The organism is Bacillus paramobilis (genome assembly GCF_038096195.1).
GTDB classification, from domain to species: Bacteria; Bacillota; Bacilli; order Bacillales; family Bacillaceae_G; genus Bacillus_A; species Bacillus_A mobilis.
This window is the reverse complement of sequence record NZ_CP151108.1, coordinates 1614806-1629282: the sequence shown is the minus strand read 5'-3', so window position 1 is coordinate 1629282 and position 14477 is coordinate 1614806. Positions and strand designations below refer to the sequence as shown.

General features: G+C 36.7%; 11 protein-coding genes and 1 riboswitch. All 11 genes read right to left on the bottom strand.

The annotated features are described in order from the left end of the window. Nucleotides 1-144: 144 nt before the first annotated feature. Entirely contained in the window at nucleotides 145-1104 is a 960-nt protein-coding gene (locus AABL52_RS08550; RefSeq protein ID WP_000008857.1) for an ABC transporter permease, read from the bottom strand. Continuing rightward, on the bottom strand, nucleotides 1105-2163 hold the full coding sequence (locus AABL52_RS08545; protein WP_001085261.1) for an ABC transporter permease: 1059 nt from the start codon (nucleotides 2161-2163) through the stop codon (nucleotides 1105-1107). Next, nucleotides 2156-3688: an ABC transporter ATP-binding protein gene (locus AABL52_RS08540; RefSeq protein ID WP_000456942.1), complete on the bottom strand. Its 1533-nt coding sequence runs from the start codon at nucleotides 3686-3688 to the stop codon at nucleotides 2156-2158. The genes AABL52_RS08545 and AABL52_RS08540 overlap by 8 nt, the downstream gene beginning before the upstream one ends. 118 nt (nucleotides 3689-3806) lie before the next feature. After that, on the bottom strand, nucleotides 3807-4883 hold the full coding sequence (locus tag AABL52_RS08535) for a BMP family lipoprotein (RefSeq protein WP_000730603.1): 1077 nt from the start codon (nucleotides 4881-4883) through the stop codon (nucleotides 3807-3809). Nucleotides 4884-4972: 89 nt separating this feature from the next. Beyond that, nucleotides 4973-5698 carry a GntR family transcriptional regulator gene (locus tag AABL52_RS08530; protein ID WP_000114176.1) on the bottom strand — a complete coding sequence of 242 codons (726 nt, stop codon included), beginning with the start codon at nucleotides 5696-5698 and terminating at the stop codon, nucleotides 4973-4975. 233 nt (nucleotides 5699-5931) lie between these two features. Continuing rightward, nucleotides 5932-6033, bottom strand: a riboswitch (purine riboswitch). A gap of 203 nt (nucleotides 6034-6236) precedes the next feature. Further along, nucleotides 6237-8621 (bottom strand): DNA translocase FtsK, encoded by a 2385-nt coding sequence (locus AABL52_RS08525; protein WP_097844219.1) that lies wholly within the window; start codon nucleotides 8619-8621, stop codon nucleotides 6237-6239. Between the two features lie 212 nt (nucleotides 8622-8833). After that, complete coding sequence (locus tag AABL52_RS08520) at nucleotides 8834-9037, bottom strand: YlzJ-like family protein (protein WP_000605027.1); 204 nt, start codon at nucleotides 9035-9037, stop codon at nucleotides 8834-8836. Then, nucleotides 9034-9783 carry a translocation-enhancing protein TepA gene (tepA, locus tag AABL52_RS08515; protein ID WP_000139826.1) on the bottom strand — a complete coding sequence of 250 codons (750 nt, stop codon included), beginning with the start codon at nucleotides 9781-9783 and terminating at the stop codon, nucleotides 9034-9036. The genes AABL52_RS08520 and tepA overlap by 4 nt, the downstream gene beginning before the upstream one ends. 103 nt (nucleotides 9784-9886) lie before the next feature. Continuing rightward, the gene (locus tag AABL52_RS08510; RefSeq protein ID WP_000823086.1) at nucleotides 9887-11557 is read right to left on the bottom strand and encodes a ribonuclease J; all 1671 of its coding nucleotides are present in this window, start codon (nucleotides 11555-11557) and stop codon (nucleotides 9887-9889) included. Between the two features lie 776 nt (nucleotides 11558-12333). Further along, nucleotides 12334-13212, bottom strand: a complete 879-nt coding sequence (gene dapA / locus AABL52_RS08505) for a 4-hydroxy-tetrahydrodipicolinate synthase (protein WP_000564778.1) — start codon at nucleotides 13210-13212, stop codon at nucleotides 12334-12336. An 11-nt stretch (nucleotides 13213-13223) separates the two neighbouring features. Next, nucleotides 13224-14456 (bottom strand): aspartate kinase, encoded by a 1233-nt coding sequence (gene dapG, locus AABL52_RS08500; RefSeq protein ID WP_000692478.1) that lies wholly within the window; start codon nucleotides 14454-14456, stop codon nucleotides 13224-13226. Between the last annotated feature and the right edge of the window lie 21 nt (nucleotides 14457-14477).

The window sequence follows — 14477 nt, the reverse complement described above, 5'->3', positions numbered from 1 at the left end:
GAAATGAAAAATCAACTTTTCTTCCTCACTATACTTACATTAGGCTCTTTCTAAAAACTTTCATTTGTAAGGAACATCGTAAAATTCTGTATTAAATATAGTCTATGTAAAAAAGCCCGCACTAATGTGCGAGCTTTTTTATACTTATCGTTTTCCTTTCTCATAAGGAGTTCCTAACGCTTTCGGAGCTTCAGAACGACCTACAAAACCAACAAGTGCTAATATTGTGAATACATACGGTAATATCGTTAATAAAACACTCGGAATTTGATCTAATACAGGAATTGTCCCACCTGTTACACTTAACGATTGTGCAAAACCAAAGAATAGTGCTGCACCTAATGCACCTAGTGGATTCCACTTCCCAAAGATCATAGCAGCTAACGCTAAGAAACCTTGTCCAGTAATAGTTGCCCCTGAGAAGTTATTAGAAATTGACATTGCAAAAATTGCTCCACCAATTCCAGCAAACACACCTGATATACAAACACCGATATAGCGCATTTTATATACGTTAATCCCCATCGTATCAGCTGCCATTGGATGCTCACCAACCGCACGAAGACGAAGACCGAACGGTGTTTTATAAATAACATACCAAACAACGAATGCTAAAATAATAGCAATATACGACGTTATCGGTACGTTAGAGAAGAATATCTTCCCTAAAACCGGAATATCCGAAAGGCCTGGAATATCAATCTTTTCAATACGGTACTGAATAAAGTCAGTCTGTCCTTTATCAAAAATCTTCTTAATTGCAAATACCGTTAACCCAAGAGATAAGAAGTTAATTGCTACACCACTTACAACTTGATCCGCTCGGAATGTAATAGATGCTACCGCATGAAGTAACGCAAATAACCCACTACCAATTGCCGCAAATAATAACGCAATCCACGGAGTCATCGTTCCCCATGTATCACCCATTAATAAGTTTGTAACAACTCCAATAAATGCACCAAATAGCATTAGTCCTTCTAATCCGATATTTACAACACCCGATCGTTCACTAAATACACCACCTAGTGCTGTAAAAATTATAGGTGCTGATGTATATAACGTACCCGTCACAAGAATGGCTAATATATCTAAAAAGCTCATTTATTTCCCCTCCTTGCTCATGCGTGTAAGCGCCCATCTTAACACATAACTACATGCAACAAAGAAGATGATACATGCAATAATCACATTAATAAGCTCTGATGGTACATCTGCCTCAAAGTTCATTTGAGGGGAAGCACTTTTCAAACCACCAAATAATAAAGCTGAAAGGATAATACCAAACGGATTATTCCCCCCAAGTAAGGCTACGGCAATTCCGTCAAATCCTACTCCTGTAAACGAAGACATTGCTGTCATACTTTGGAACGTTCCTAACCCTTCCATCGCTCCACCAATCCCCGCAAATGCACCCGCAATTGTCATAGAGAATACTACATTGCGAGAAACTTTCATACCAGCATATTGGGAAGCATGTTGATTAAATCCTACCGATTTTAATTCATACCCTAAAGTTGTTCGATCTAATAAGAACCACATTAAAATAGCAATTAAAATTGCTACAACAATTCCCCAGTGAAGGCGCGAACCATCAGTGATGGCAGCAAGCCAGTCTGAAGATAATGACGCACTCGCTTTGATGTCGTACGTTTTATCATTACCCTCGTGCAAGAAACGTTTAATAATGTCATATGTTACGTATAACGCAATATAGTTCATCATAATTGTTACAATAACTTCATTAACTTGAAATTTCCCCTTTAAATATCCAGGGATGAAACCCCAAATTCCACCTACCAATGCTGCAAATAAAATAGATAACGGAATGTGAAGAACAGCTGGTAGCGAGACTGCATAACCAAACCAAACCGCTGCAAGCCAACCAACTAGTAATTGACCCTCTACCCCGATATTAAATAAACCTGTACGAAATGCAAACGCCACTGATAAGCCGGCAAGAATAAGCGGTATCATTGTACGAAGCGTTTCACCTATTGCACTTGGGCTACCGAACATTCCTGTCCAAAGTGCACTATAACCAACAATCGGATCATAGCCACTAACTAGCATTACAATCGCTCCGACAAGTAAGCCAAAAATAACGGATAGTACTGGGACTAAAATATTTATCGTTCGTTCTGTTAAAAGTTTTTTAGCCATTTGTACCCACCTGCTCCTTCTTTGTTCCTCCAGCCATTAACAATCCAAGCTGTTGTTCATTCGTTTCTTTCGCATCAACAATCGCTACGATTTTCCCTTCATAAATAACAGCAATTCGGTCACTAACATTTAAGATTTCATCTAACTCTAGAGATAAAAGTAATACACCTTTTCCTTTATCCCTTTGCTCTATTAATCTCTTATGAATAAATTCAATTGCTCCTACATCTAAACCACGTGTTGGCTGTGCCGCGATTAATAAATCTGGATCACGGTCTACTTCACGTGCAATAATTGCTTTTTGTTGATTCCCCCCAGATAAAGCGCGCGCTAACGTTTGCTCACTAGGTGTACGTACATCAAACTGTTCAATAAGTGCCTTTGCTTTTTCTGTAATTTTACTAAAATTTAAAATCCCTTTCTTTGAAAACGGATTTTTATAGTACGTTTGCAGAACTATATTATCTCTAACTGAAAAATCAAGAACAAGGCCGTGTTTATGACGATCTTCTGGAATATGACCAATTCCTTCTTCTGTTATCCTTCTAACAGGCCAATTTGTTATTTCTTTTCCTTTAATTGCAATAGAACCTGACTCAACTTTTCGTAAACCAGTAATTGCTTCTATTAATTCACTTTGTCCGTTTCCATCAATCCCTGCAATTCCAACAATTTCCCCCGCACGAACAGTTAAGTCAAGGCCTTTTACAGCAGGTAGTTGACGTGCATCGTGAACAACAAGATTTGCAATTGAAAGTACCTCTTCTTTTGGCTTCGCGTCTATTTTTTCTGTTTTAAAATTCACTTGACGTCCGACCATTAATTCTGCAAGTTTATTTTCATCCGTATTTGCAACATCAACCGTTCCAATTCCTTTTCCTTTACGAATAATCGTACAACGATCGCAAACTTCCATAATTTCTTTCAACTTATGTGTAATAAGAACAATAGATTTTCCCTCTTGTACAAGCTTTTTCATAATTTGAATTAGCTCATGAATTTCTTGCGGTGTTAACACAGCTGTCGGTTCATCAAATATTAAAATTTCTGCCCCGCGGTAAAGTGTTTTTAAAATCTCAACACGCTGCTGCATACCAACTGAAATATCCTGTATTTTCGCATATGGATCTACAGCTAATCCGTATTGTTCAGACAGTTTTTGAATTTCTTTAGCTGCTTCCTCAACAGCAATTTTCCCTTTTTTCTTCGGTTCATTTCCGAGAATAATATTCTCTGTAACTGTAAAATTATGAACAAGCATAAAGTGCTGATGAACCATTCCAATACCAAGGTCATTTGCCACATTCGGATTGGTAATGTTTACAGACTTTCCTTTAATTTTAATTCCACCTTGTTCTGGTTGATACAAACCAAATAGTACATTCATCAATGTGGATTTCCCTGCACCATTTTCTCCAAGTAAAGCATGTATTTCTCCTTGCTTTACTTGCAGCGTAATATCATCATTCGCTACAATGCCTGGGAATACTTTCGTAATGTTATTCATCTCAATTACGTATTCCATTGTGTTCCTCCTTTTAACAGGGAACATTCCCCTATTACACTATTAACTTATTAAGCAATTTGGAAGTTTTATACATACAAAGGTTAGTTCTATGAACTAACCTTTGCTATTTCTCTATTTATTTTTTTAGAGAAGCTTCATATTCTTTATACTCTTTATCTGTAGCTGGTACTTTAATTTCACCATCTGTAATTTTCTTTTCAAACTCTTCTACTTTTGTTAAAATTTCAGGGTTAACTTTTTTCACGTTGTCAGTTGTTTTTGCAATACCGACACCGTCATCTTTTAAGCCAAACGCTTCTACTTTACCACCTTTTAATTTACCATCTTTCGCTTCTTGTGCTACTTTTTCAACAGCGATATCTACACGTTTTACCATTGAAGTTAATGTTACGTTTTCAGGCATACCTTCTTGGTTTTGGTCACGGTCAACACCGATTACCCAAACATTTTCACCTTTTTTCTTACGGTTTTTCGCTTCAGTGAACACGCCGTTACCTGTACCACCAGCAGCATGATAAATTACATCTACGCCTTGACCATACATTGCTGAAGCAAGAACTGTACCTTTTTCCGGTTTATCAAATGCTTCTGCATATTCAGATACGATTTCAATATTTGGATTTACTGCCTTTGCACCAGCTTTAAATCCATTTTCGAATTTACTAATTAAATCACTCTTCATTCCACCAACAAATCCTACTTTATTCGATTTTGTTGACATAGCCGCTACCGCACCTACAAGGAATGAACCTTCATGATCTTTAAATGTAATGCTTGTTACGTTCGGTGCCTCTACAACAGTATCCACAATTGCGAATTGTTGTTTTGGAGCTTCTTTTGCTACTTCTTTAATTGCACCCTCTAATTTATAACCAATTCCGAAAGATAAATCATACTTATCTTTTGAAAATTTCTTTAAGTTTGGAATATAATCCGCTTCTTTTTCAGACTGTAGGTAACGATAATTTGTCTTTTCCTTTAACCCATTATCTTTACCAAACTTTTTCAAACCTTCCCAAGAAGATTGGTTGAATGATTTATCATCAACGCCCCCAACATCCGTTACCATACCAACTTTGAAGTCTTTATCTTCTTTCTTGTCACTGCTCGCCTTATCCGAGTTACCACATGCACCTAACACCGTGCTTGCTGCTAATGTTAATGATAATAAAAGACCTGTTTTTTTCTTCATACTAGAAACCCCTCCTGAAATGAATTGTCTATTTTTTATACGCTGCTGTCCCTAACTTCTTGCTGTCACCTCCCTAAAAAGGAACTCACCTACATACGTTTTCTTAATACGTGGAAGCTAAACTTATCAGCTCTAAAGTAATTAATAGAATATAAGATTGGCTCATCATTTTGATCATAGTGCATTTGTTTTAAAACTAGCAGTGCTGTTTCTGGTTCACATTCTAAAATCGGTGAAATTTTCGGATGGTAGCCAATTGGCTCAATGTGAGCAACTGCGTATGTGATACGTTTGTGTGTGTTGTTATGTATCACTGTAAGCAATGATTCTTCGTTGTATCCCGATAAATCTGGTAAGATTTCTTTTGCAAGTTTATCGATACAATATACAACAGGTTCCCCATCTGCTGTACGCACACGCTCAATCATTACTGCATTAAAACCATCTTCACTATTAAACTTCTCTTTTTCTTCTTCTGTTAAACTTGTTGTAGATGATGATAAAAAGATAGTTCCTGGTGTTTTCCCCACACTAGAAATCATATCTGTAATACTAGAAAGTTGTTCAATCCCAGAAGAAAATAACGGTTTTGCATTTACAAATGTTCCTACACCATGTCTACGAATGACAACATTTTCTTCTTCTAAAATTCGCAGTGCTTCCCTTAAAGTCGCCCTACTTACACCAAGTTCTTTCGCTAAATCAAACTCTGATGGTAACTTCTGTCTTTCTTTGTAAGCTCCATCTTTAATTTTTTCTTTGATGTGATCAATCACCCGTAAATATAGGTGACGACTATCGGATTTTACTGACATAAGACTCCCCCGCATTTCAATTATTCGACCTCTGATGTAAGACTTCTTTTCTCTTTTTTCAACTTACAACATAATAAAAATTGCTAAATACTAAAAATAAGCTTAATTGTCGAATAAATATTAATAATTTTTTAAGATGCAATTTTCACTCTTTACTGCATAAAAAAAACTTTGCACCATAAACATTCCTCATTTCGAGAAAAAGTTCGGCACAAAGATCTCTTACATCCTTTGTTACACACTTTTCCCCTCATAGTCCAGCAATTCATGGTTGCCAGGTAGAAACTTATGGACCTTATCTCCAAGATTATATGAGGCAGTGATTCTTTTCGAAGTAATCTTACCACTTGCTCCCATACGTGTCAACAAAATTTAACATTTTTCTACATTAAATATCGAACATTAATTAAAAACAAATTCAAAGTATTCGTATTCTCAAGAATCGCTTCAAATGTAAGCCCTTTCTTAATCATTGAATATAGTATATAACAAAACCAGCATATAAAAAAGCCTAATTGTAAAAACAATTAGGCTTTTTTTATGAACTTTTTTCTTGCACATCATTAATGAGCACTTCTCGTGGTTTACTACCTTCATACGGACCTACTACACCATTCATTTCCATTGCATCAATTAAACGGGCAGCTCGCGTATAACCTACCCTAAACCTACGTTGCAACATAGAAACAGATGCTGTTTGCATTTCCACTACAAGCTGAACTGCTTCATCGTATAATTCATCTTCTACTTCCTGTTTCGTATCAGGAACATCTTGTGGAATCATATCTTCTTGATATTGCGCTTTTTGCTGACCAATAACATATTCTACAACTCTCTCAACTTCATCATCTGATAAAAACGCACCTTGTACACGTACAGGCTTCGATGCACCAATTGGTATAAACAGCATATCTCCACGACCTAGTAGTTTCTCCGCACCACCACCGTCAAGAATTGTACGAGAATCTGTTTGAGAAGATACAGCGAATGCAATACGCGATGGTATATTCGCTTTAATAACTCCGGTAATAACATCTACTGACGGGCGCTGCGTTGCAATAATTAAATGAATACCAGCCGCACGAGCCATTTGTGCTAAACGCATAATTGCATCCTCTACATCCGATGAAGCAACCATCATTAAATCTGCTAACTCGTCCACAATGACTACAATATAAGGTAATTCCGGTTGTTTCGCTTCCGACTGACTATTATGTTCTTTAATATGATCATTGTATCCTTCAATATTACGCGTGCCACTATGAGCAAATAACTCATAACGACGCTCCATCTCGCTCACAACTTTTTTCAAAGCTTGTGATGCTTTTTTCGGATCAGTTACAACTGGTGTTAATAAATGAGGAACACCGTTATATACATTTAACTCTACCATTTTCGGATCAATCATCATTAATTTTACTTCGTGTGGTTTTGCACGCATTAAAATACTAACAATAATACCGTTAATACATACACTTTTCCCGCTACCTGTCGCACCAGCTACTAGTAAATGGGGCATCTTATTTAAACGGGCTAATACAGCTTCACCTGTAATATCTCGTCCAAGACCAATTAACAACTTCTCTTCCGGATGATTATTAGCCTTAGAATCAAGAACTTCTCGAAGCGTTACCATAGAAACTTCTGAGTTCGGAACTTCAATCCCTACAGCTGATTTCCCGGGAATAGGTGCTTCAATACGGATGTCTTTCGCAGCTAAAGCAAGTGCTAAATCATCACTTAAACTAACGATTTTGCTTACCTTTACTCCCATATCAGGATACACTTCATATTTTGTAACTGCAGGACCTCTATGTACTTTTGTTACTTTCGCTTTCACTCCAAAGCTTTGGAATGTACGTTCTAATTTACGAGCATTCTCATAAATTTCTGCATTTTCATTTGTAACTTGCTTGTTCTTAGGAAATTTCAATATATCAAGTGCAGGAAGCTTGTAATCTTTATTTTCTACATTTGAAAATTGCATAGGAGGCGCTTGTGTTTCACTCTCTAGCGATTCAACGATTTTTTCTCCACGCTTTTTCTTAGATTCTTCAACAGGCGGAGCCTCTTCAATAGACGGTGAAGTTATCAACTCTACTTCCTGTTCTTCGCTAATTCGTTTATCCTCTTCTTCATTTACTGGATAATTCTCAGTGAAATTCGAAATAATGGGAGGATCAATTGAGATTTCTTCCATCGGCTCAATAATTTCTTCTTGTTCTGCAGCACGTTTGCTCCTTGTGCTTCTCGTTGTTTTTTTCTTTTCTGTTTGTTCAGCCGTTCTTTTGGATCTCCAATCTTTATAATCCCCTTGCATTACTTCAAATTGACTTCTAAGGATTCTTCCTACAGGGGCAAGTACTTCTCCAATATGCTTATTTGTTATACAAAGTATGCCGAGAATCACTAAAATGATTCCAATAATATAAGCTCCTACTTCATCAAATAAGAAGTAACATGTCGCGAACATAAGCGCACCAAACATACCACCGCCTAAATGAACACTATCTGGACCCTTTTTCATTTCAAGAAAGAAGTTATCTTTCGTACTTACAATAACAGAAGTATTTTGCACTGCTCCATCTTTCGTAAGAAGGTTAAATAATGTAATATGACTAAACATTAATATCGCCAATACTATTAAATAAAAACCGATTAACCGTTTATTTAATAGGTTCGGCCATCCACGTTTTATAACAAACGAAACCGATAAAGCTATTACACCCAACACACCAATTATGTACCACTCACCAAAGAAGAAGCGAAAAAATAACACAAACGATTTCCCTACAACGCCTAGCTGTAAAATCGTAATGATTGAAAGTGCAAAAAGAGTTAAACCGACGATTTCATAATACAAAGTTGGCTTTATCGTGCGTCTTGCTTTTGCCTTCGTCCCTCTTTGCTTTTGTTTTGCCATTTCTTCACCTCGTGTTCTACATGTAAATAGAGCTTCCTGAAAAAAGCTCTACTTATATGTCTGTTTTCTCTATTTTTTCAGGTCTTATATCTTCTATTTTTACACTTCTTGTAAATTGTTAAATAAACAGAAGAAAGCAGCCCTCTCATGGCTGCTCAACCGTCTTGTTTTTTATATTATACCATAGCTTCTAAACAAAATCCTTCTTTTTGCTAAAAGGTTATTTTCTGACCAGGCTCAAACTCTAAGTAGTGAAGCGGATCCGTACTTAACACACGTACAATAGAATAATACCCATGTTCTTCTTCAGAAACCATTAACTCAACACCGTTTATATTTACAACTTTTTGGCTTTCACATTGCGAATAATCGGCTGGATAGACAAGTTGCTCCGGCATAATTGTATATAAAATCATTGTAACATTGTCCCTTCTGCACTATCATCCCCGCGTGCATCTATTAATTCGTTCAATTTTCGAATCGCATTTCCAATACCACCAACATCATCTATAAGACCATATTTCACTGCATCTCCGCCAATTACATTCGTTCCAATATCTCGCGTCAAATTCCCTTTCGCAAACATAAGCTCTTTAAAACGATCTTCCGTTACTTTCGAATGCTTCGTCACAAATCGAATGACTCTTTCTTGCATTTTATCTAAATACTCAAATGTTTGCGGCACACCTATAACAAGACCTGTTAGACGAATAGGATGAATTGTCATCGTCGCAGTTTCCGCAATAAATGAATAGTCTGTAGAGACAGCAATCGGTACACCGATAGAATGTCCTCCGCCTAGAACAAGTGATACCGTTGGCTTTGAAAGCGAAGCTACCATCTCAGAAATTGCTAACCCTGCTTCAACGTCACCTCCAACCGTGTTTAATATTAAAAGTAAACCTTCAATTTTCGGATTTTGTTCTATCGCAACAATTTGCGGAATGATATGCTCATATTTTGTTGTTTTATTTTGCGGTGGCAACTGAACATGACCTTCCACCTGCCCAATGATTGTTAAGCAATGAATACGCGATTCATTCATTTGTGGTACATTCGTTTGCCCTAGCTGTTGAATTTTTTCCACTATGGAAGCTTCTTTCCCAGTTTCTTTCGGCTCAGCCTCTTTCCCTTCATTTGTATAACGATCACGTTCTGTCATATCGCATCCCCTTTCACTCGTATATCACTATTATTTCTTAAGTTATAAATTTCATTCGATAGAGTTAAAAAAGAAAAAAGATCACCCATAAAGGTGATCTTTTTTATACTTCCATAATAATCGGTAAAATCATAGGCTTTCTCTTTGTCTCTTCGTACAAGAACTGCCCTAATAATTCACGAATATTTTGTTTTAACATAGACCATTCAATTGAATATTCTTTAATCGATTGCTCAACAATCATACGTACAATCTCTGTAGAGCGGTCAATTAACGCTTCTGATTCACGTACATACACAAAACCACGTGAAATGATTTCTGGACCAGAAACAATTTTCTTTTCATCCTTACCAAGTGTTACAACAACTACTAATATTCCATCTTGAGATAACATTTTTCTATCTCGAAGAACGATATTACCAACGTCACCTACACCTAATCCATCAATTAATACATTGCCCGCTTGCACTTTACCAACTAAGTTCGCTTCATCGTCACCAAAACCAATTACATCGCCTTTTTCTACGATAAAGATATTTTCTCTTGCAATGCCTACATCTTCAGCTAAGTATGCATGTGCTTTTTGCATACGGAACTCACCATGTACGGGTACAAAATATTTCGGTTTCATTAAATTTAACATTAATTTTAATTCTTCTTGGCTACCATGACCTGAAACGTGAACTTTTCTTTCACCGTAATAAACAACTTCAGCTCCCGCTCTAAATAACAAGTCAATAATTTTTGATACAGATATTTCATTACCCGGAATTGGAGAAGCCGCAATAATAACCGTATCACCTTTACGAATTGAAATTTGTTTATGAGCTTGCTTCGCCATTCTAGAAAGGGCCGCCATCGGTTCACCTTGGCTACCTGTCGTTAAAATAGCTACCTTTTTCTCTGGGAAATTGTCTACTTCTTGTAGTGAAATAACCATACCTTCTGGAACATCTAAATAACCAAGACGTCTTGCGATATCTACTACTTTCACCATACTACGTCCTACAACAGCTACTTTTCGTCCTGTTTCAGCAGCTGCATCAAATACTTGTTGAATACGATGTACATTGGATGCAAATGAAGCAACGATAATACGTCCTTCTGCGCCGTAGAACACTTTAGAAATTTCTACACCAACTTCTTTTTCAGAACCTGTATAGCCTGGACGCTCAGCATTTGTACTATCAGATAATAAGCACAGTACGCCTTCATTTCCGATTTGTGCCATTTTCCCAAGATCTGCTCCACTATTTCCAATTGGAGTTTGATCGAATTTAAAGTCTCCTGTATATACAATCGCACCTTTTGATGTATGGAAACAAACACCAACAGAATCTGGAATACTATGTGTCGTTCCAAAGAATGACACCGTTGTAGTATTAAACTCCACTGTTGAATTTGAATCGATTGTTTTTAAGTCTACACGGCCTAACATACCCGCTTCGCCAAGTTTTTCTTGTATAAGTCCTACTGTTAATTTCGTTGCATACACTGGAATTGATAATTTACGAAGTACGTAAACAATGCCACCGATATGATCTTCATGACCGTGAGTAATAAATAAACCTTTTACTCGCTCTTGGTTTTCCACTAAATATGTAATATCAGGAATAACGATATCAATTCCAAACATTTCATCTCCTGGGAACATTAACCCTGCATCTACAATAAAGATTTCAGAATCAATTTCAACACAGTACATGTTTTTCCCGATTTCACCTACTCCACCAAGAGCAAATACTTTAACAGACTCATTCTCTTTTCTCTTCATGTTGTTGCCTGGTTTAAAAATCTTTCAAACACTGATTTCACTAAAATTGCAGAGACACCAGGGGAAACTCTACAACCACCATATATTCACCGTCCAAGACGAATGTCCTTACCGTTATGCGATATCATGTCCTTGTTTATTTTTTAAACCAGGTTTCACCTCTCTTTCATTATATAAATCAAATATCTTATTCGATATGATATGAAAATGTAATCAAATTATAATTTTTACCAATTTTGCTAAGCATACCCGTACTAAGCTACTTAGCCATATTATACCTGATACAAGAAATAGAACACAAGTTAAATCGTGCGAAAGAATAGGTAAAAGAACGGAATTATAACAAAAGTATCGAACGTATTTCCTTTATATTTACTTCGATTTTATACTCCATATTATTTTGAAAAAATAGCCATACATACGCTAAATTAATTTCATAATATGGATTTTCAAGACTTATTTTTCTAGAATTGAACAAAAACACTTACAAAATGGAGTTTTTTTATGAATTACGTCACATTTGAGGGGATCTCTCTAAAAAACAGAAGCGGTAGTTTATTACGTTTATACAAATGTTTATTCTATAATAACTATATTTTTTTGATTCATTTAAAGGTGTACAATTATTTTCTTATACATGTTGCAATACATAATAAAGAAGTGATTAAACAAGTGGCATAATATAATCTTATAAAAACACATGTAGATGAGAAAATAGAGGTAAAGATTTTCATACCAATAAAAAATGACCTAGTTCTACACTAGGTCATTTTTTATTAACGAGGGATAGATTGCATGACAGATTGTAACGTTACTCTTTCTTCTTCTGTTAATGGAAGAAGTGGTAAACGTACAGAACCTACATCTAACCCAACCATTTGTAACGCTGTTTTTACTGGCGTTGGGCTTGGCGCCATAAATAATGAATCCGTTACTCTTACAAGTAATTGATGTAATTTTTGCGCCTTCTTGAATTCTCCTGCTTGGAATGCTGCAATCATTTCTTGCATTTCATTTCCGATAACATGAGATGCTACAGAAACGATACCTTTCGCTCCAACTACCATAGCTGGTAACGTTAAACCGTCATCACCGCTGTATACTGCGAAGTCGTCCGCTGTTTTTTCAATGATTTCTGTCATTGTTAACACATCGCCGCCTGCATCTTTAATCGCAACAATGTTTTCTATTTCTGATAAACGAACAACTGTATCAACGGAGATTTGTACAATAGATCGTCCTGGAACGTTATATAGCATAACCGGAAGTGGCGTGCTTTCAGCAATTGCTTTAAAGTGCTGATACATTCCTTCTTGACTCGGTTTGTTATAATACGGTGCTACTAGCATTACTGCATCAACACCAACTTCTGTTGCCTTTTTAGTTAAGTCAATAGAAGCATGCGTATTATTGCTACCTGTTCCAGCGATTACGGGCACCCTTTTATCGACAACAGATACGACATGGCGATATAACGCTACTTTTTCTTCTGAAGTTAATGTAGGAGATTCGCCTGTCGTTCCTCCTACCACGATTGCTGTTGTACCGTTATCTATTAAATAATTTACCAATTTCGTTGTCTTTGCAAAATCGATATTTCCGTTTTTATCAAACGGAGTTACCATCGCGGTTGCAATTGTCCCAAAATCTATCATGGTCTCACTCCTTATTGTTCCAGTTGCTTTTCTTTTGAAAGCTCAAACGCACTATGTAATGCATTTACAGCCTCCACTAAATCAGTTTCTTTTACAAGAACCCAAATTGTCGTATGGCTATCTGCCGATTGCAGAATTTGAATACCTTTTTCCGCTAAAGCTGTAACGATTTTTGCAGTAACCCCTGGGTACCCAGCCATTCCAGCTCCTACAATAGATACTTTTGCACAATGCTCTGTCACAATTGGCTCATATCCAAGGTTTTTTAATAATTCAACTGCACGACTTGATACACTATCACTCACCGTATAAGCTACCCCAGTAGGTGAAATGTTAATTAAATCGACACTGATTCCTTCATTCGCCATTTCTTTAAACACATGCTGTTGTAAATCATATGCCGTTTCTTTTGCCAGCACTTTAATTTGCGTCACATTTGATACATGAGCGATACCTGTAACAGGACGTTCTTCTACATCACGGCCTTTTGTCGCACCGTCCGATGCTGAAATAAGCGTACCTTCACTATCAGAATACGTAGAACGTACACGAAGTGGTACTTTGGCATGCATCGCAATTTCAACTGCACGTGGATGAACGACTTTTGCACCTTGATATGCCATGTTACAAATTTCATTGTACGTTACCGTTTGAAGATGACGTGCATCTTTTACAATGCGAGGATCCGCAGTCATAACACCTTCTACATCTGTGAAGATATCGATATATTCAGCATGAAGCGCAACACCTAACGCTGAAGCTGAAGTATCGCTACCTCCGCGTCCAAGTGTTGTCGTATCACCTTTTTTCGTTTGTCCTTGGAATCCTGTAACGACGATTACATCTAGATTTTCTAGCTCTTCATGTATACGATCGCAATTCATTTCAATAATCTTAGCATTCGTAAAATCATCATTTGTTACAAAACCAGCTTGTGCACCATTTAACGCTGCTGCTTTTATACCGTTCTCATTTAACATATTAGAGAAGACGATTGCTGAGATTAATTCTCCGCATGATAATAATAAATCTTGCTCACGATTAGAAATGCGAGATTCCTCTTGATTTACAAGACTTAACAAAGTATCAGTTGCATATGGTTCACCTTTACGGCCCATAGCAGATACGACAGTAACTACTTTATAACCCGCATCTAGCGATTTTTTTATATGATGAAGCGCATGCTTACGTCCATTTTCATCACGTACGGATGTGCCACCAAATTTTTGAACAATAATTTTCATATTTTGCACCTTCTCTTAGCC